The 18,638-nt window shown below is 74.4% G+C and carries 13 protein-coding genes; 5 read left to right on the forward strand and 8 right to left on the reverse strand.

The annotated features are described in order from the left end of the window. The first annotated feature begins 86 nt into the window (after positions 1–86). Entirely contained in the window at positions 87–1,640 is a 1,554-nt protein-coding gene (locus WMF11_RS38455) for an FAD-binding oxidoreductase (protein ID WP_437974325.1), read from the forward strand. Positions 1,641–2,006: 366 nt separating this feature from the next. Next, the gene (locus WMF11_RS38460) at positions 2,007–2,522 is read left to right on the forward strand and encodes a PDZ domain-containing protein (protein WP_437974326.1); all 516 of its coding nucleotides are present in this window, start codon (positions 2,007–2,009) and stop codon (positions 2,520–2,522) included. Positions 2,523–2,564: 42 nt separating this feature from the next. On the opposite strand, the gene WMF11_RS38465 is transcribed toward WMF11_RS38460, so the two are convergent. The 6 genes from WMF11_RS38465 to WMF11_RS38490 form a co-directional block, all read right to left on the reverse strand. Continuing rightward, positions 2,565–3,986, reverse strand: coding sequence for a pyridoxal phosphate-dependent decarboxylase family protein (locus tag WMF11_RS38465; RefSeq protein WP_437974327.1), 1,422 nt, complete (start codon positions 3,984–3,986; stop codon positions 2,565–2,567). After that, positions 3,983–4,936, reverse strand: a complete 954-nt coding sequence (locus WMF11_RS38470) for an alpha/beta hydrolase (RefSeq protein ID WP_437974328.1) — start codon at positions 4,934–4,936, stop codon at positions 3,983–3,985. The genes WMF11_RS38465 and WMF11_RS38470 overlap by 4 nt, the downstream gene beginning before the upstream one ends. 128 nt (positions 4,937–5,064) lie before the next feature. Beyond that, positions 5,065–6,030 (reverse strand): PEGA domain-containing protein, encoded by a 966-nt coding sequence (locus WMF11_RS38475; protein WP_437904129.1) that lies wholly within the window; start codon positions 6,028–6,030, stop codon positions 5,065–5,067. After that, on the reverse strand, positions 6,027–7,136 hold the full coding sequence (locus tag WMF11_RS38480; RefSeq protein WP_437974329.1) for a hypothetical protein: 1,110 nt from the start codon (positions 7,134–7,136) through the stop codon (positions 6,027–6,029). The genes WMF11_RS38475 and WMF11_RS38480 overlap by 4 nt, the downstream gene beginning before the upstream one ends. Before the next feature lie 7 nt (positions 7,137–7,143). Then, positions 7,144–8,868, reverse strand: a complete 1,725-nt coding sequence (locus tag WMF11_RS38485) for a protein kinase domain-containing protein (RefSeq protein WP_437974330.1) — start codon at positions 8,866–8,868, stop codon at positions 7,144–7,146. Between the two features lie 359 nt (positions 8,869–9,227). Further along, positions 9,228–11,726, reverse strand: coding sequence for a beta-glucosidase H (locus WMF11_RS38490; protein WP_437974331.1), 2,499 nt, complete (start codon positions 11,724–11,726; stop codon positions 9,228–9,230). Positions 11,727–12,032: 306 nt separating this feature from the next. Here WMF11_RS38490 and WMF11_RS38495 point away from each other — a divergent pair, with 306 nt between their 5' ends. Next, positions 12,033–12,641: a hypothetical protein gene (locus WMF11_RS38495; protein ID WP_437904133.1), complete on the forward strand. Its 609-nt coding sequence runs from the start codon at positions 12,033–12,035 to the stop codon at positions 12,639–12,641. On the opposite strand, the gene WMF11_RS38500 is transcribed toward WMF11_RS38495, so the two are convergent. Then, the gene (locus WMF11_RS38500; RefSeq protein WP_437974332.1) at positions 12,630–13,319 is read right to left on the reverse strand and encodes an RNA ligase family protein; all 690 of its coding nucleotides are present in this window, start codon (positions 13,317–13,319) and stop codon (positions 12,630–12,632) included. The genes WMF11_RS38495 and WMF11_RS38500 overlap by 12 nt on opposite strands. Positions 13,320–13,437: 118 nt before the next feature. Between WMF11_RS38500 and WMF11_RS38505 the strand changes: the two genes are divergently transcribed. After that, positions 13,438–14,568: an AAA family ATPase gene (locus tag WMF11_RS38505; RefSeq protein ID WP_437904135.1), complete on the forward strand. Its 1,131-nt coding sequence runs from the start codon at positions 13,438–13,440 to the stop codon at positions 14,566–14,568. Positions 14,569–14,672: 104 nt separating this feature from the next. Beyond that, entirely contained in the window at positions 14,673–15,560 is an 888-nt protein-coding gene (locus tag WMF11_RS38510; RefSeq protein ID WP_437974333.1) for a Uma2 family endonuclease, read from the forward strand. Positions 15,561–15,586: 26 nt separating this feature from the next. On the opposite strand, the gene WMF11_RS38515 is transcribed toward WMF11_RS38510, so the two are convergent. Next, positions 15,587–18,628, reverse strand: coding sequence for an ATP-binding protein (locus tag WMF11_RS38515; protein WP_437974334.1), 3,042 nt, complete (start codon positions 18,626–18,628; stop codon positions 15,587–15,589). Positions 18,629–18,638 lie beyond the last annotated feature (10 nt).

Consider the following 18,638-nt stretch of genomic DNA (forward strand, 5'->3'; position numbering starts at 1 on the left):
CCCCGCGCGACGAGCCCCCTCCCCGGGGGCACGCGAAAACAGCGGCCAATTTGGCCCGCCGAGCCGCCTCGAGCGAAGCTGGTGGGATGCGCGCTGCTCTCGATCGGGCCAGGACGACGGGCGAGATTCTTACGCCACGGCTCGACGAGATTCGACGGAGACCGCTCTACTCGCTCCAGGGCTACAGCGGGCTGCACCGATCGTGCGGAGACGTGTACTTCCCGGCGTCGCTCGAGGAGCTGAGGGTGCTGTTCCGCATGGCGAAGCGGACAGGGCGCAGGATCACGTTCCGCGCCGGAGGGCAGTCGTTCGACAGCCAGGCGCTGAACGACGACATCGTGATCTCGATGCACCACTTCCGATCCATCGAGATCGACACGCAAGGAGCGCGGATGACCGTGGGCGCCGGCGCGACCTGGGGAGCCATCGCCCGCGCGCTCGCCGCCCGCGGCTTCGTGCCCTACACGGTCGTCTCGACGAGCCACGCCACCGCGGGAGGCACGGTCTCGGGGGACTGCCTTTCGCGCTTCTCGGGCATCGCCAGCAAAGAGGGACACTACGTCGAGCGGCTCTCCCTCCTCTCCCTCGACGGACAGCTGCTCTCCCTCAGCCGCGATGAGGCCACGAGCGCGCTGTTCCACGCGGTGATCGGCGGGCTCGGCTACCTCGGCGCGGTGATCGATGTCACCTACCGCATCGCGCGCGTCGCCCCGGAAGGGACGCCGATCCGGGTCGTCACCCAGGCGACGCGCTGCGCCTCGCTCGCGGAGCTCGCGACGGCCCTCCTCCCACGCGCGGAGCAGCTCCTGCAGTCCGAAGGAGGCACCGCGGACGAGGACGGGTGGATCCCGGAGGCGCTCTTCTCTATCGCCTTCCACACCCTGGAGGGGAGCAGGGGCATGGTCCTCCGGTCGCGGTACGTCCCGGGGACCTCGCACGAGCTCCGCCCACTGCTGATCCATCGCCCCCGGCACGCGCTCCGCGTCCCGATCGAGTGGCTGATGCGCGCCTCCGTGGTGAGCCGGGGCCTCTGGACGCTCATCGACCGCTTCCTCTTCGATGTCTCACGCCCGTACGTCGATGAGCTGATGGGCTACCTGTTCTTCATGGACGGTAACGTCCGCGCGAAGCGCATCGCGCAGACCTTCGGGATGCCCATGCTCACGGTGCAGCAAGCGTTCATGATCCCCTACGACCCAGGCGCCCGGGAGGACAGCCTGCGCCGGCTCGTCGACTTCCTGGGCAAGGTGGATGAGATCGCTGCCCGAGACGGCATACCGCCGCTCCTCCTCGACGTGCTCCACATCCAGGGCGACCAGTTCCTCCTCTCGGCGAACCACGGGACCGATGGATTCGCGGTGACGCTCGCGTTCGAGGCCTCGGAGGACGAGAGCGCCCACCGGATCGGCCTCCGCCTCAGCGAGCTCAGCGCGCGCGCGCTCGAGCTCGGCGGCCGCGTCTACCTGGTGAAGAACGTCCACGCGACAGCGGAGCACCTCCAGGCGATGTACGCGCACGCGCTCCCGGAGTTCGTCCGCCTGAAGCGGCTCGTCGATCCCGACGGGCTCCTGCGCAACGAGTTCCTCGAGCGGGTGTTCCCCGCGCACTTCGGCGCGGCGCCACGGCCCGCCAGCCCGTGAGCACGGCGCCCCGGGGGACGGACACCCTCCCTGCTTTCCGGTGAGTCCAAGGCGCGAGGGCGCCGCTCGGGCTCGCGAGAGACGGAACCGCGAGGGCGCAGCGAGAGCGAGAAGAACGCTCTCCGCGCCCGCCTCGCCCCGGTCTTCGCGGCGCGCCGAACAACGGCCCGGACAGCGGCGGGGAATCGGTGGTTGGGATCTTGCAGCTCTCGACGTGAGCGACATGAGCTGACGTGAGCGATGTGAGCACGCGTGCGGACGCGTGGCGAACGCGCGGAGGACGCCGGGGCCATGCATGGCAGTCAACAGCGGGATCAGCCCCTCCGTGCGCGCGGCGCGTACGGGTGGGCTCGACGCCTCTCAGGGGTGCTCACGCCGCTCGTCCCGCTGGCGGTCAGCGCGTGCCGCGGCGACTGCCCGCGCGTCGAGGCCTCGCAGCAGCGCGTCGAGGCCTCGCAGCAGCGCGCCGAGGACACGCAGCAACGCGCCGGCGCGCCGGCGAGCCCGGCGGCCACCGCAAGGTCAGAGAAACGCGACAACCGGTCGAGCCGCGCGCCGACAGCCACCTCCGTCCCGGCGCCCTGGCTGCTCACCATCCAGCCGACCACGGGGGAGGGCGCGAGGATCGCGAGCATGGATATCCGCAGCTTCACGTCCCCGCTCCTGGAGCCGGGCGACGTCATCCTCGCGGTCGACGGGCAGCCGGTCCACTCGCTGGCGGGCCTCGAGGGCTACCTGCGCGCCCGCGTGCCCGGCGACATGGTGGTGCTCACCGTGCTCCGCAACGAGACCACGATCAACTATGCGATGCTCCAGGTGCCGGCCGGCGACGCTCCGGCGCCCCCGTCGGCCGCGGCGACCAGGCCGAGAGGCGGCGGCTGACCGCCTCGCGTCCGCCCGCGGCCTCGGCCCGGCGCGTGTTCGTCAGGGCGGCGGCGCGCGCTCGACGACGAGCGCCTCGATGCGCGCCGCGAGCGCCTCGATGTCCCCGTCCGTCGTCTGCGGGTTCATGATGACGAGGCGCAGCCACGACTCGCCGCGCAGCGTGGTTCGCGTGATGTAGAAGCTCCCCTCCTCCACGATCTGCCGCCGGACGCGGTCCTGCGTCGCCGAGTCGCGGCCGATCCGGAAGCAGAGGATGTTGGCCTGCGGGGCGCCGAAGCACTCGAACGCCGGCCGGCGCGCGAGGAGGCCGTGGAAGCGCCGGGCGGCGTCGAAGAGGCGCTCGACGTGCGCGGACAGGCCGGCCTCGCCGACGAGGGCGAGGTTGAAGAACAGCTTGAGCGACAGCTGCGCCTTCGTGCACTCGAACGTGAGCTTGGAGAGATCGACGCCCTGCCGCTCGTCGTCGCCGTGCAGGTACGGCGCGTACTGCTCGTAGGTGCCGGCGAGCGCGGCGGGATCCCTGACGAGGACAGCGCAGGCCAGCGTCGATGTGCCGAGCATCTTGTGCATGTCGCAGACCAGCGAGTCGGCGAGCTCGACGCCGTCGAGGAGGCCCCGGTAGCGCTCGGTGAAGCGCGCCGCCGCGCCGTGGGCGCCGTCGACGTGGAGCCAGAGCCCCTCCCGCCGGCAGAAGGCGCCGATCTCCCGCAGCGGGTCGAAGGCCCCGTTCGGCGTCGCGCCCGCGTTGGCCACCACGGCGAGCACCCGCTTGCCGGCCCGCTTCACCTCCTCGTACGCCCGCGAGAGCGCCCGCGGGACGATCCGCAGCGCGTCGTCCACGGCGACCTTCACGACGGCATCGACGCCGAGGCCCATGATGGCGGCGGCGCGCGCGACCGAATAATGCGCCGCCTCCGAGGCGAGCAGGACGAGGCCGGGCGGGACGCCCGCCTTGAAGCTCCCCGGGGCGACGCGCTCCCTGCACGCGAGCAGCGCGCTCAGGTTGCCCAGGCTCCCGCCGTGGGTGATGACGCCGTCGCCCTCGGCGCCCCAGCCGATCTTGCCCCGCATCCAGCGGAGGAGCCCGCGCTCGATCGCGGTCCCGGCCGGCCCCATTTCATAGACGGCCATGCCGTTGTTCAGGACGCCGTGCACGAGGTCGGCGAGCGACGACGACAGCATCGGCACGGCCACCTGGTGACCGAAGTAGCGGGGGTGGTGCAGCCGGTTGCTGTTGTCGAGGACGGTGGCGACGAGGGCGGCGAGATCCGCGCCGCCGTGCGCGATGGTGCGATCGAAGTCGAGCGCGGCGAGGATCTCCTCGATCGATCGCTGCACGAGCACCGGCCCTTCCCGGCGCTGCGCCCTGCGCACGTGATCCGCGAGCAGCGCGCCCAGGCGGGCCGCCTCGCGCTCGAGGAAATCGGGGGAGAGCGCGGTCGTCAGCGCGTCCTTCATCATCGCGCCCGCGCTCCTCGCCCTCTGCCGGGCGCCTTGTCGCCGCCGCGCCTGCCGCTCAGGAACGCGAACGCCTCGTCGACCTGCTCGTCGGTCATCGCGTGCCCGGCGCGCGGCTTGCCGAGCGACCTCGATGGCCACTTCAGCGTGCGGAGCATCTTCGCGAGCGCCACCTGGTCCTTGTGCGCCGGGTCCTTCCCGCCCCAGCCGACGAACACCGGCGCGCGCAGCTTCGTCTGCGCGCCCGCCCGCTGCAGGTAGCGCGCGCCCGAGCCGCCTGCGAACGCCGCGTAGCCGTCGACCGGCAGCCGCCCGCGCATCGCCAGCGACGTCGCGTAGTACGCGCCGTTCGAGAAGCCGAACACGAGCACCCGCTCGAAGCGCGCGCCCGCGCGCCGCTCGAGCTCCGCGCGCGCCGCGTCCCACTCGGCGAGCAGGGCGTCCTCGTGGGCCGTCTGCGCGGCGGAGGCGGTGGGCCAGCACCACCAGTCTTCCATCGATTTCATCGATTTTGGCATCGCCTTCGGGCCGATACCGCGCCGGCCGCGCGGCATCATCACGGCGGCCCCGTGCCGGGCGCCGGCCCGCGCCGCGCCCCGCTGCTGCGCCCACTGCCACCCGGAATCGGGCTGGACGACGCCGTGCAGGAAGATCACGAGCACCCGCGGGCCAGGCGCCGGCCTGGCCGGCAGGAAGGCGCACACCTCACCGGGCAGCGACGCGAGCTCGGGCGCACACCAGCGGGCCGCCGCCGGGTCCGGCGGGGACGCGGCCGCGCTCGCCACGGGCGCGGCCGCAGGGGGCGCGCTCGCCGTGGGTGCTGCTGCGGAAGGAGCGCTCGCCGCGGGCGCGGCCGCAGGGTGCGGCGCGCTGGTCCCGTCGCCGTTGGCCGAGGCAGATGCGCCCGCGGCCAGGAGCGCGGCCAGGGACAGCACCGTCACGAGCGAGCGCATGGGCGCGCAGTACCATGTCCGCGCTTCTGCCGGGAATACCCCTCGCCGCCTCTCTTTTGCGTCTTTGCCCCGCGACCTGGCGTCGAGCGCTCGCCGCCTGCGGTGGGTTCAGCGCGGGCCGCGCGGCGTCAGAGCCGCACCTCGATGCCGGCGCCGGACGCGCTCAGCCACGGCGTCACGGAGCCCGCCTTGGTCGTGCTCGGCGCGGGATCCTTCAGCAGCAGGTAGAGCCCGACGCCCACGGTCGCGACGCCGGCGACGCCGAGGACGTCGCCGGCGATCCCCTTGGCCCGCGCGGCGCCCGCGTCCGCGCCCGTGCTCGAGCGCGCATCACCTGCCTGTTTCAGGCCCGAGAGCCCGAGGATGGCTCCGCCGGCGAAGAGCGCGCCGCCCGCGCCCAGGACGACGAGCGGGAGCGTCCGGCTCGAGGATGCATCGGCAGCGCCGGCCACGGGAGGCAGAGCGCCCCCGGCAGCCGAGGCCTGCCTCGTCTCGATCGTGGCTCGCGCCAGGGTGATCGGGACCTCGACCGAGCTGCCCGCGCCGACGCTGAACCGGGCGACCGCGGCGCGGAACCCCGGAGCGCTCGCCGCGATCTCGTGAGCGCCCGGATCCAGCTCGATGACCTGACCAGGGGCCGCGCTCAGCGGCCTCCCGTCCATGGTCAGCGTCAGCTCGCCGATCTGGGCGGGCCTGACGGCGATCGTCGCTCGGCCGATGCGCCCTTCGAGCGCCGCGACCGCCTCGCGCGCCGGCACGACGTAGGGAGAGGTCGTCGGCGTCGGCGGCTCGGCCAGGAATGCGCGAAAGCTGGCGAGCGCTTCGACGAGGTGCCCGGTCTCCTTCTGCGCGACGCCGAGGCTGTAGCGCGTGAGGGGAGCCGCCTTGATCTGGAGCGATCGGGCGTACAGCGCGCGCGCCTCCTCCCAGCGTCCCTGCTTCGCCAGCTTGGCCCCCTGGACGAACAGCACGCGCGCGGACTCCACATCGCCCGCGCCCTGCGCCGACGCGGTGAGCGGGACCGCGGCCATGAGCAAGGCCGCGGCGAGCGCGACGCCGAGGCGTGTGGATCGCGCTGCGGGGCGCGCGCTCATGAGCACTCTCCTCGCCGGCACTTCGTACGGGCGGGGCATCGGTTGCCACACGCGCCGCAATGAGCGTCGTTGTTCCACAGGTTGGTCTCGCAATGATGCGCCGCGTCCCCGTCGCAATCGGCGTAATGGCCATTGCAGGTCGTCTCGGTGCCTGCGCCGCTGCTCGCTGCAGCGCCTCCCGCGCCGCTCCAGCTGCTCGCGCCCTCGCCTCCCGCGCCGCTCCCACCAGCGCCGCCTCCGCTGCCGTCGCCTCCCGCGCCGCTCCCGCCGGCGCCGCTTCCGCTGCCGTCACCTCCCGCGCCGCTCCCACCAGCGCCGCTTCCGCTGCCGTCGCCCCCGCCGACGCTCGCGCCAGGACCGCTACCGCCGCTGGCGCCAGCGCCGCTCCCATCGCTCGCACCAGCGCCGCTTCCGCTGCCCTCTCCTGCACTGCTACTCGCGCCCGGGCCGCTCCCATTGCTCGGGTCAGGGCCGCTCCCGCTGCTCGGGCCAGCGCCGCTCCCGCTGCTCGGGCCAGCGCCGCTCCCGCTGCTCGCCCCAGCGCCGCTCCCGCTGCTCGCCCCAGCGCCGCTCCCGCTGCTCGCTCCAGCACCGCTCCCGCTGCTCGCCCCAGCGCCGCTCCCGCTGCTCGCTCCAGCGCCGCTCCCGCTGCTCGCTCCAGCGCCGCTCCCGCTGCTCGCTCCAGCGCCGCTCCCGCTGCTCGCTCCAGCGCCGCTCGCGCCGGCGCCGCTCCCGCTGCTCGCTCCAGCGCCGCTCCCGCTGCTCGCTCCAGCGCCGCTCCCGCTGCTCGCTCCAGCACCGCTCCCGCTGCTCGCGCTCCCGCTGCCTCCGCTGCTTGTCGCGCTCTCGTCGCCACCGCTGCCCACGGTGGTCCTGCTCGTGCTCGCGCCGCTGCTCCCGATGAGGTCGCCCCCGCCGTGCCCGTCGCCGACCTGGTCCTCGAGCCCTCCAGCGCCCTCTGTTTCGTCGGCCTTGTCGGACAGCTCCTCGCTGATCAGAGCGGAGCAGCCTCCCGGCCCGAGCCCCGCTGCAGCGAGCGTGACCAGGAGGAGCATCAGATCGCCAGAACCACGAAGGGAGCGGTGCTTCACCCCGGGAGTGCGCATGACCACCTCAGAAGTCGGGCGCCGCCGGCAGCGGCATGGACGTGGAGACAGGCCGCGGACGCGGCGACGCAGCTCGCTGAGCGCGCGGCTCGGCCACCTGGGCGCGCGGCGCGGTCCGTTGGCCGGCCGGCTCGGCCACCGGAGCGCGCGGCTCCGCAGGCGCCGGCAAGAGCTCATCCCATGGATCGCTCGGCTCCTCCCACGGCTCGCTCGGCTCGTCCCGCTCGGCAGGCGCGCTGTCCGCCGCCGCACCCCTCACGGCCGTCTCGGAAGCAGCCGCGCGCCGCGCGCCGGCGTCGGGGGGCGCGGCGCCGATGGAGGGCGCAGCGGACGCCGTCCCCCGCAGCGCTTCCGACGTGCCCAAGGCGACGGCAGGAGCAGCCGCCATGACCGCCGGCCGAGCGGTGCCCGCGCTCGCGCTCCCACCCCGCGCGCCCAGCCCCAGGACGACCACCAGAGGCGCGGCGAAGGCGAGGACCCCGGCCACGATCGCCTTCTGGAGCCACGGCGAGGCCGTGAGCCCGAGCCGAGCTCCGCGCCATGCCTCGGCCATCTTGATGGTGCCGCCCCGGCGCGCGACGGGCGCGGCCGCCGGCGTCGGCAGCGCGCCCGGCGCCTCCCGCGCGCCGGCCGAGAGCTGCGCCGCCACCTCCGCCCCGGAGGCCGCGCCCGCAGGCGCGGCGATCGTAGCCGCATTCTCCGCCGCGAGCGGCGGCTCGGCCCCTCGCGCGAGCCACTGGTGTGCGAGCGACGTGCCCGCCACATCCGCCGTCACCCCGCGCTCGACCGCCCAGGCGGCAAGCGCGCGGCCGAGCGCGCGCATGCTGGGCCATCGATCGGCCGGCGACTTGGCCAGCCCGCGCTGGAGGATCGCCCACAGCGCCTCGTCGCCGGCGCCGAGCTCTGTCGTCGGCACGGGCTCCTTGCTGAAGATCGCCACGATCACCGCGCTCAGCGTCTCCCCGCTGAACGGCCGCCGCCCGGTGATCATCTCGTACATCACCACGCTGAACGCCCAGACGTCGGTCTGCTCCCCGACGTCCAGCTGGCCGTCGGCCTGCTCCGGCGACATGTACTCCGGGCTGCCGACGATCATCCCTCGCTGCGTGATCGCAGGGCTCGCCGCGTTGGCGAGCTTGGCGATGCCGAAGTCGACGACCTTGGGGACGTGGCCGCCCGCGCCGTCGGGCACGATGAGGATGTTGGCAGGCTTGATGTCGCGATGGACGATGCGCTGCGCGTGGGCCGTCGCGAGCGCACACGCGACCGGCAAGAGCATCTGGACCGCCTGCTCCGCCGGCACCCGGCCCCTCGCCTCCAGCCAGCTCGAGAGCGGCGTGCCCTCGAGCAGCTCCATCACCAGGAACGGCTCGCCCGCGTCGGTCTCGCCGAAATCGAACACGCGCACGATCGCCGGATGGCCGAGCTTCGCCGTCGCGCGCGCCTCCCGGAGCAACCGCTCGGCGGCGTGGCCGTCGAGCTGCTCCTCGTGGAGCACCTTGATTGCCACGTCGACGTCGAGCCAAAGGCTGCGCGCACGCCACACCGTGCCCATGCCCCCAGCGCCCAGCCGGCCCACGATCTGGTACTTGCCCGCGAGGACCTCGCCCACGGCGCGCTCCCTCTGCGGCGATCCACGGACGCTCGACGAGACGCCGCCCGTGCTCTCATCGCCTCTCCCGGCGAGCGCGAGCCATCCGCTCTGGCCGGGGACATGGTGCTCGTCCATCATGGGTCGCCCTCCTGGAAAGCAAGCGGCGAACCAGGAGCCGTCTCCTCACCTCCGCCGGCGCCTGCGCGACCCCCCAGCCCACGTCCCGCCGCGCGCGCAGCGTCCGGCGAGCTCGACGCTCACCCGCGCGCCCTCGGGGCGAGACGACAAGACGAGCACGGAGCCCCCTTTCCGGCCGGGAATCGGCCGCGCGCATCGGTCACGCTGGGGCAATTTGCACCAAGGCAGTGTGCGGAGGAGCGAGGCGCCCGCCATGATGCTCGGCAAAGCCTCGCCCCCGGCCTCATCGATTCGATCCGGGGATCGTCGGATCGACCCCAGCGAGCGCGCATAGCGCCAGGGGCTGCGCAGCAGCGCTCTCACTCGTGCAGGCGCACCGCGGTCTGTCTCGTCAGGACGGCGGCCGAGTGTCCCGCATGCAGCGTGTACACGCCGGGCTCCACCTGCCATCGGCCTGCCGCCCAGTGCGCGAAGGCCCGCGGCTCGACGGTGACGGCGACGTCGACCGTCTGATCGGGCTCGGCCTCGACGGACGCGAAGCCGGCCAGCCAGAGCGCGGGGCGCTCGACCCCGGAGTCCGGCCGCGACAGGTAGAGCTGGACCACGTGGCGCCCGCGGCGCGTCCCGACGTTGCGCACGCGCACCCGCGCCTCGACCGCCGCGCCGGCGGCGACGCTCGGCGCTTCCACGTCGAGGATCTCCCACCGCGTGTAGCCCAGGCCGTGCCCGAACGGGTAGGCCGGGGTGACGCCGGCGCGCGCCCAGGCCCGGTACCCGATGTGCAGGCCCTCGGCATAGACCAGCTTGCCGCTCTCGGGCTTCGTCGAGAGCACGGGCACGTCCTCCGCGCGCGCGGGCCAGGTCGTGGGCAGGCGGCCGCCGGGCTCCACGGCGCCGAGCAGCACGTCGGCGACGGCGGCGCCGAACTCCTGGCCCGGGAACCACGTGAGGAGCACCGCGGCCACCTCGTCGCGCCACGGCGTCGTCACCGGCCCGCCGGAGTTCACAAGCACGATCGTCCGGGGGCTCACGGCCGCGACGGCGCGGATCAGCTCGTCCTGGCGGCCGGGGAGCCCGAGCGTGGTCCGGTCGAAGCCCTCGCTCTCGATCGCCTCGGTGGTGCCGACGACCACGATCGCGACGTCGGCGGAGCGCGCGAGCTCCACGGCGCGCGCCAGCTCCTCCTCGTCGGACAGCGCCGGAACCTCGGCCCCCAGGGAGAACGCCACCGCGAGCGTGCCCACGGGGACGGTGTGCGTCAGGGCGAGATCGATCTCCTGGCCAGCGATCAGGGACAGCTCGGCCGCCCGCTGCGGCGGGGCGAGCAGGGCCGCGGCCATGTCGTCCTTGTCCGGCAAGACCGCCTCGTCGAAGAGGACCTGCCCGCCGGCGGTGAGGCGGTAGACGCCCACGCCGGCCACGCCGATCCGGTAGAGCCCGGCCTCGGCGGCGCGGAACCGCGCCGTCACCTCGATCGTCGCGGCCTCGTTCGCGCGCTGATCCCCGATGAACGTGAGGCGCCCGACGTCGCGGTGCTCCTCGTGCAGGACGCCGCCCTTCGCGTCGAGGAGCCGCACGTGGACGCCGTGCTGGCCGCTCACGGGGTCGACGACCTGGTCCCCGGCCACCGGCACGAGCCCCTCGTGGATGCGGGTGCCGACGGCGTGGAGCACCTCGGCGCGCCGGCCGAGCGCGGCGCGCAGCCCTTCCAGCGGCGAGACCGCGTAGTGCGGGTGGACGCTGGCGCTGCCGCCGCCCTGGATCCGCCCCGCCGCGGCGCTCGGGCCGATCACGGCGACGCGCCGCAGGCTGGCCGCGTCGAGCGGGAGCGCGTCGCCCTGGTTGCGCACGAGCACCATGCCGGCCGCGGCGGCCTCGCGGGCGAGCGTCCCGGCCTCGGCGCTGGAGAGCGGGGCCGGGGCGGGCGCGGCCGGCGCGACGCCCTCGAGGGCGCCGACCCGGGCGGCGAGGCGCAGCAGGCGGCGGACCTTGTCGTCGATGGCCTTCTCGGGCACCGCGCCGCGGCGGACGGCGGCGACGAGCGCCTCGCCCCAGGGCCCTCCCGGGCCCGGCATGGCGAGGTCCAGCGCCGCGCGCGCCGCGGCCTCGGTGGAGCGGGTCGCGGTCCAGTCGGAGATCACGACGCCGTCGAAGCCCCACTCGTCCTCGAGCGGCGACGCGAGCAGCGGGCTCTCGGTCAGGGTCACCCCGTTGACGGCGTTGTACGAGGCCATCACGAGCCACGCGCCCGCGCCGGTGATCATCCGCTCGAAGGGCGCGAGGTAGAGCTCGCGCAGCGTGCGCTCATCGACCCGGACGTCGACCGTGAACCGCTCGGTCTCCGAGTCGTTGGCGACGTAGTGCTTGGGCGTGGCGCCGACGCCGTGGGCCTGCAGCCCTCGGACGTAGGCGGCGCCGATCCGGCCGGTCAGCAGGGGATCTTCCGAGAAGCACTCGAAGTGCCTGCCGCCGAGCGGGCTGCGGTGCAGGTTGACGGTCGGCCCCAGGACGACGTCGACGCCCTTGCGCCGCGCCTCCGACGCCAGCGCGGCGCCGACGCGCTCGAGCAAGGCCTCGTCCCATGTGGCCGCGAGGGCGGTCGAGGAAGGGAGGCACACCGAGGGGTCGCGCTCGTCCCAGCGCTCGCCGCGCACGCCGACCGGGCCATCCGAGACGACCATGCGGCGCAGGCCGATCGCGGGCTCGGGGTGCGTGCTCCAGAAGTCGGCGCCCGTGAGCAGGCGGACCTTCTGCTCGAGCGACAGCGCGGCGAGGGCGTCCGCCACCCGCCGTTCGACGGCCTCGGGCAGGTGATCGGTCTTCTGGGGACGAGCGGAGCGCGAGTCAGCGACGGCCATGAACCCTCCTGGAAGCGCGGAGGCGCCGCCGGCGAGGCGGCGGCGCGCACGGGACCTACCGCGTTCGAGGAAACACCAGGTTCACAGGAGAGTCACGGTCTCCGAAAGGTCGCGCTCGCCACGAGCCGTGGAAGCTGCGGAGAGGAGCGCCGCGCGCGCCTCGGCGGCGCTCCGGCCGGCGCGCGCTCGCGAGCGGGCGGGCGGGCGTCGCGGTGGTGCGGTGGTGCGGTGGTCGAGGACGCGCCGCCCGTTGCGCGGGGATGGGAACGGCGCGATGCTCGCCGTCCCTCGAGCGAGGCCGCTGCCATGAGCCTCTCCACCGTGCTCCGCGTCCTCGGCCGCAAAGACGGCGAGGTCCACAGCGTGTTCCGCGCCGGTTCGCGCGTGTACGGCACCGCGTCCGCGACGTCGGACGAGGATTTCGTCGCCGTCCTCGCGCGGCGCGACGCGCGGCAGGACCTCGCCTTTGCGCCGGGCGTCAACGTCGTCGTCCACGGCCTCGACACCTTCCGCGACGCCATCGCCGAGCACAGCGTCTTCGCGCTCGAGTGCCTGTTCCTGCCGCCCGAGCACCGGCTCAAGGAAGGGAGGCCGCCCTTCCCGTTCAAGCTCGACAGGAAGAAGCTCGCCGCGTCGGCCGCGAGCCGCTCCGCGTCCGACTTCAAGAAGGCCGGCGCCCGCTTCGACGACGAGCCGGAGGCCTCGAAGAAGAAGCTCTTCCACGCCCTCCGGGTGCCGCTCTTCGCCGTGCAGATCGCCGAGTCCGGCGTCCTCCACGATTACGGCGCCGCGAACCCGTACTGGCGCGAGATCGTCGCGGACGAGCGCCTCGACTGGGAGGAGTACCGCAAGGCCTACGGCCCGATCCGCGAGGGCCTCTGCGATCGGCTCGCGGCGCTCGCCTCACGGCGGTGACGCGGAGGCCGGCGCCGGGGCCGGGCCCGGGGCGAGGCGCTGGGGCCGGATCTCCTGGTGCATCCAGTGCTCGTCCGTCTGCACGTGCCCGCGCCGCACCCACTTGGCGAGCCGCCGCTGGAACGCCGCGTCCGGGAACTCGCCGGCGGCCCGCACCACCACGCCCTCGCGCGGGCCGCCGAACGCGGAGGGCTCCCGCGCGAGCGCGGTCGTCAGCGCCTCGAGCTCGCGCTCGCCCTCGACGGTGCCCCGGAACAGGACAGGCACCGTGGGGAGCCCCAGATCGTTCGCCTGGGCCACGACCATGTCCCACTCCCAGAAGAGGCCCCGCACGTCGTCCCGCACGCCGAAGACCAGCGAATACCCCGGGAGCGCCTCGTACTCGATGGAGTGGATCGCATAGCAATACTCGCAGAAGAGCGACATGCCCTCCGAGAGCAGGTGCGCGATGCTCGCGTGCGTGGCCTTCGCGAGGTCGAAGCTCGGGTGGGACGGAGGGCCCGAGTGCGATCGGGAGAAGACGCTCGCCCGCGTGTACGTGAGGTTGCTCCCGTCGCACTTCTCGGTGATGACGATCTCGACGCCCAGCAACCCCGACACGTCTGCCATCCTCTTGTCGTCGGACGTTCCGCCGGGGGACCACGGCAGGTGGAACGAGCGAGGGTATTTGGCGGACATGGCGGTGCCAGGGTAGCACCGGCGTCCTTTCGCGGACATGCTACGGCCCTCACGCGCGCTGCGCGTCGCGCGGCGCCGAACGCGGAGCCGATCGCGCGCTCGCCAGGGGTCCTCCGTCATGTCCTCCGCGTCCTCGCTCCTCGACCTGCTCACGCCCGATCCGGGGCGTGTCCCCTGGAACGAGCTCCAGGTCTTCGACTGGGTCCGCGCGCTCGAGGCGTGCCCGCAGGACCCGATCCACCACGCCGAGGGCAACGTCTGGATCCACACCCGGATGGTGCTGGAGACGCTCCTCGGGCTGCCCGAGTGGCAGGCGCTGCCGGCCGAGGAGCAGCGCGTCGTGTACCTCGCGTGCCTCCTCCACGACGTGGCGAAGCCGGCGACCACCCGCGAGGAGGACGGACGGATCACGGCGAAGGGCCACTCTCGCGCGGGGGAGCTCCTCGCGCGCCGCCTGCTCTGGGAGCTCGGCGCGCCGTTCGCGCTGCGCGAGCAGGTGTGCGCGCTGGTGCGCTATCACCAGATCCCGTTCTATCTCATCGAGCGCGACGACGCGCGGCGCGTCGCCGCCGAGATCAGCCTCCACGCGCGCTGCGACCTGCTCGCGCTCGTGGCCGAGGCCGACATCCGAGGGCGCGTCTGCGCGGACATGGGGCGCGTCGTCGACAACATCGAGCTCTTCCGCGAGTTCTGTCGCGAGGAGGGGTGTTACACCGCGCCGCGGTCCTTCGCCTCGACGCACACGCGCTTCGTGTACTTCCGCTCCGATCCCGCCGGCGGGCGCCACCCGGACGTCGAGGTCTACGACGACACGCGCTCCGAGGTCGTGGTGATGAGCGGGCTCCCGGGCGCCGGGAAGGATACCTATGTTCGCCACCACCTCGCCGACTGGCCGGTCGTCTCCTTGGACGCGCTGCGGAGCGAGCTGGAGATCGATCCGGCGGACACGCAGGGACAGGTGGTCCAGGCCGCGCGCGAGCGGGCGAAGGAATACCTGCGGCGCGGCGAGCGGTTCGTGTGGAACGCGACGAACCTCTCGCGGCAGCGGCGCGGCCCGCTGCTGCAGATGGCGGCCGACTACGGGGCGAGGATCCGCGTCGTCTACGTGGAGGTGCCTGCATCGACGCTGTTCGCGCAGAACCGGGCGCGGGAGGCGGCGGTGCCCGAGGCCGTGATCCGCCGGATGATCGAGCGCTGGGAAATCCCGGCGAAGACCGAGGCCCACGAGGTGGTGCTGGCGGTGCGCTGACGCCTGACGTCGCCTGCCCTCTGCCGGAGCCGCCGGATGGAGCGGCACGAGCCGCCCGGCTGCGCCCGCACGCGGCATGGGGTACGCTGCGCCTGGAGCGACGTATGCCCTTCCAGAGCGAGAATTCTTTCATCCCGATTCCCCCGCCCGGCGAGGACGAGCTCCCGTACGACGATGGAGAGCCGATGGAATCCGAGCGCCACCGCGCGCAGATGGACCTGCTCATCGAGGTGCTGAAGCTGCTCTGGCGCGACCGCGACGACGTCTACGTCGCCGGCAACATGGCCATCTATTTCAGCGAGTTGCAGGCGAAGAAGAACGACTTCCGAGGCCCCGACGTGTTCGTGGTGCTCGACACCAACAGGCGCGAGCGCAAGTCCTGGGTCGTCTGGCAGGAGGACGGGAGGACGCCCGACGTGGTGATCGAGCTGCTCTCCGAGAGCACCCAGGCCGTCGATCGCGGCGACAAGATGCGGATCTACGCGAAGCTCCTGCACGTGCCGGAGTACTACCTGTTCGATCCGTTCTCGGGCGTGCTCGAGGCGTATGTGCTCGATCGAGCCACGCGGTCCTACCTGCCGATGCCGCCCGAGACGAACGGCGACGTCGTTAGCGCGTGCCTCGGCCTGCGCCTCGGGGTGCGCCACGGCACGTACCGCGGCCTCGCCGTCGACTGGCTGCGCTGGATCGATGCCCATGGGCGCGTGCTGCAGACCGGCGAAGAGCAGGCTCGCGCCGCCGAAGAGCAGGCGCGCGCCGCCGAAGAGCAGGCGCGCGCCGCCGAAGAGCAGGCTCGCGCCGCCGAAGAGCAGGCGCGCGCCGCCGAAGAGCAGGCGCGCGCCGCCGAAGAGCAGGCTCGCGCCGCCGAGAAGCAGGCTCGCGCCGCCGAAGAGCAGGCGCGCGCCGCCAGCGATGAGGCGAAGCAGCTCGCAGCCCGGCTCGCGGCGTACGAGAAGCAGTTCGGTCCGCTGCCCGGCGGCGGCTCGAGCTAGCGGCCACCGGGCCGCCGACGCCAGGTTCAGCCCCAGCCGACCCGCTCGCCCCGCCCGAAGCCCGGCGCCAGCATCGCCGCCCACCGCGCCGGGCTCTTGATCCGCTCCCGCGCCATCACCGCGTCCGCCACGAGGAGCCGCTGGAGCCCCTTCTCACCGCCGAGCAGCTCGCCCGCCTGGCGCCGCGCCGCCGCCGCATAGAGCGGCATGTCCGCCGCGTCGAACCCGGCCGCCGCCGCCTCCAGCCGCGCGATCGCCCCCTCCCTGTCGCCGCGCAGCTCGGCCGCGCCCGCGCGGATCAGCGGCACGAACGGGTCCGACCACGCCGTCTTCTCCCGGGCGAGCGCCGCGGCGTCCCGGAGCGCCGCCTGGATCAGCGGCTCCGGCTCGGGCGCCGCCTCGGCCACGGCGAGCGCCGTGCACGCGCGCTCGACGTGGGCCATCACCCGGCTGTTCTGCATCATCAGCAGCATCGAGCCCTCGAGCCTCGGCCAGGCGTCCGTGAGGCGCTTCATCGCGGCGCCGGCGCGGCCCGCGTACCGGTCGACGTAGGTCTCGCCGAGCAGCCCGACGAAATGCTCGAGGTGGAACCCCGACGTCGTCCACCTCGACAGCGCCCCCGCGATCGCGCCGCGCGCCCCCGCCACGTCGTCCGACGCGAGCGCCACCCACGTCGCCTGCACGCTGAAGATCGCCGCCGCGTAGAGATCCCCCCGCTGCTCGGCGGCGCGGAGCACCGCCGGCGTCGTCCGCGCGAGCGCGTCGATCTGCCCGCGGTAGTACCGCGCCCACGACGCCATCAGCTGCGTCGTGGCGAGCTCCCAGGACACGCCGGCGCAGCGGTCGCGCAGGAGCTCGTCGGCGACCTCGTACCACGCGGACGCCGCCTTCCAGCGCCCGGCCGTGAACGCCTCGAGCATGCCCGACACCATCATCGACAGGCCGAGCAGGTGCGGGCTGTCGAGCCGCTCCGAGAGCGCCCGCACCGCCGCGACGAGCTCCTCCGCGCGCGCCCGGCCCGGCGCCCCCATCATGCACGCGGACGAGGCCTCGAACGCGAGCGCGCGGCCGACGCGGTACGGCTCGCCGGCCCGCAGCGCGAGCAGCAGGGCGCGCGCCGAGAACTCGGCGGAGCGGACCATGTCGACGCCGGACAGCCCCACCGTCACCGTCCAGCAAGCGTCGATGCGCGCGAGGTCCTCCGGCCGCACCTCCGCCTCGGACCGCTCGCGGAACCGGAGGCCCCTGAGGCGCAGCTCCGCCCGGTGCAGGAGCAGCGCCACCAGCGCGCGCCGCGGCGTCTCCGGGAACGACAGGCCGACGGCCCGGAGGACGGCGCGGACGAGATCGATCCCCTCATCGATGTGCCCGCTCCGCAGGTACTGCTCCGCGGCCCGCCGGCGGAGCTCGAGCGAGAGCGCGCCGTCCGCCCCCTCCGCCGCCGCCGCGTAGATCCTCGCCGCCTCGGCGCTCTTGCCGGCGTTGACCAGGGCGTCGGCGCACCGCACGCCGAGCGCGCGCCGCTCGGCCTCGGGGACGTCCGCCTCGCGCGAGCGCAGGTCGAGCGCGAGCTCGTAGAGCCGCGCCGCGCGCTCGAACGCGAGCGCCTCCGCCGCCTCCTCGGCCGCGCGCTCGGCGAGCCGCCCCGCCCGCGCCGCGTCGCCAGCGCCCAGCCAGTGCCGCGAGAGCGCCTCCGCGTCCGCCGTCCCCAGCGCCTCGAGCGCCCGCCCCAGCCTCCGGTGCCGCGCCGCGAGCTGCTCCGGGCCGAGCCGACCGACCACGGCCGCGCGCACCCTGTCGTGCGACGCCTCGACGAGCTCGCCCTCGCCGGCGCGCCGCGCGGCGATCAGGTCCTCCATGAGCAGCAGCGTCATCGCCGGGGCAAGCTCGTCGTCGCGGAGCTTCGCCGCCCGCGCCACGACCGCCGCGTCGATCGGCTCCCCGGCGACCGCGATCACCTCCAGCAGCCGGAGCGCGTGCTCCGGCAGGCGGCGGAGCCGCGCGTCGAGCGCCCTGCCCCACGCGGCGTCGCCCCGGGCGCCGTCCTCGACCGAGAGCTCCTGCGCGTCGCGGGCGAGCTCGCCGAGCAGCCGCGGGTTGCCCCGCGAGGCGCGGGCGATGGCGTCCGCCCGCGCGCGGGTCACGTCGTCGCGCGCGAAGAGGAGCGCGAGCGAGAGCTCCTCGGCCTCGAGCGGCGAGAGCGGGCCGACCGCGATCTCGCGCAGCTCGCCGTCCCGGCGCGCCGACGCGATCCGCCCCCGCGCGCCGGCGGCCTCGGCCTCGGCGTCCCGGCGCTCGAGGCCCATCCCGTCGAGCAGCGCGCGGAGCGGCGCGCTCGTGGCGACGTCCTCGTCCCGGAAGCTGCCGAGGAACATCATCGCGGGCGCGTCGGGGGGCCGCGTGAGCTCGAGCAGGAGCGCCACGCTGTCGATGTCGCTCCACTGCAGGTCCTCGATCGCCACGACGAGCGGGCTGCGCTCGGCGATGCGCCAGAGCAGCTGGCGGAGCGCGGCGAAGCTGCGCTGCCGCAGCTCCTGCGCGTCGGGCGACTCGCACGCGCGCGGCGCCGACGCGACGGCCGGCACGCTCGAGAGCACCGGGAACACCCGGGCGAGCGCGCGGACGTCGCGCGGCAGGAGGCGCTCCACATCATCGCGCGAGACCCGCCGGAGGAAGCGGCTCAGCGCCTCCATCACGCCCCCGAACGCCTTGTAGGACTCGGCCGCCGCGAGCGCGCAGCGCCCCCGCAGGATGACCGGCCCCTTGTCGCGGCGGAGCCCCATCAAGAAGTGGTGGATGAGCGCGCTCTTGCCCATGCCCGCGGCGCCGTGAACGAGCACGGCGACGGGCCGCTCCAGCACGAGGACCTCGGCGGCGCGCTGGAGCGCGCGCAGGTGCGTGCGGCGGCCGATGAAGTGCTCGATCGTCGGCGGCGCGGGCGGAAGCAGCGCGCTCGCAGGCGCGGCCTCGGCGATCGCAGGCGCGAACTCGGCGCTCCCCGGCGCGGGCTCCGCGCCCTCCGGCGGGGGCTCGGCGCCCTCAGGGTACTGCCGCTCCGCGCCCTCCACGCCGCGTCAC

It is taken from the genome of Sorangium sp. So ce295 (assembly GCF_051527405.1).
Lineage (GTDB): Bacteria > Myxococcota_A > Polyangia > Polyangiales > Polyangiaceae > Sorangium > Sorangium cellulosum_B.

Bases quoted from the DNA above. Each gene is read 5' to 3' on its own strand.
- WMF11_RS38490 (WP_437974331.1), bottom strand. From the start codon at position 11,726: ATGGCCGTCGCTGACTCGCGCTCCGCTCGTCCCCAGAAGACCGATCAC.
- WMF11_RS38505 (WP_437904135.1), top strand. From the start codon at position 13,438: ATGTCCTCCGCGTCCTCGCTCCTCGACCTGCTCACGCCCGATCCGGGG.
- WMF11_RS38470 (WP_437974328.1), bottom strand. From the start codon at position 4,936: ATGCGCTCGCTCGTGACGGTGCTGTCCCTGGCCGCGCTCCTGGCCGCG.
- WMF11_RS38465 (WP_437974327.1), bottom strand. From the start codon at position 3,986: ATGATGAAGGACGCGCTGACGACCGCGCTCTCCCCCGATTTCCTCGAG.
- WMF11_RS38455 (WP_437974325.1), top strand. From the start codon at position 87: ATGCGCGCTGCTCTCGATCGGGCCAGGACGACGGGCGAGATTCTTACG.
- WMF11_RS38500 (WP_437974332.1), bottom strand. From the start codon at position 13,319: ATGTCCGCCAAATACCCTCGCTCGTTCCACCTGCCGTGGTCCCCCGGC.
- WMF11_RS38475 (WP_437904129.1), bottom strand. From the start codon at position 6,030: ATGAGCGCGCGCCCCGCAGCGCGATCCACACGCCTCGGCGTCGCGCTC.
- WMF11_RS38495 (WP_437904133.1), top strand. From the start codon at position 12,033: ATGAGCCTCTCCACCGTGCTCCGCGTCCTCGGCCGCAAAGACGGCGAG.
- WMF11_RS38510 (WP_437974333.1), top strand. From the start codon at position 14,673: ATGCCCTTCCAGAGCGAGAATTCTTTCATCCCGATTCCCCCGCCCGGC.
- WMF11_RS38480 (WP_437974329.1), bottom strand. From the start codon at position 7,136: ATGCGCACTCCCGGGGTGAAGCACCGCTCCCTTCGTGGTTCTGGCGAT.
- WMF11_RS38485 (WP_437974330.1), bottom strand. From the start codon at position 8,868: ATGATGGACGAGCACCATGTCCCCGGCCAGAGCGGATGGCTCGCGCTC.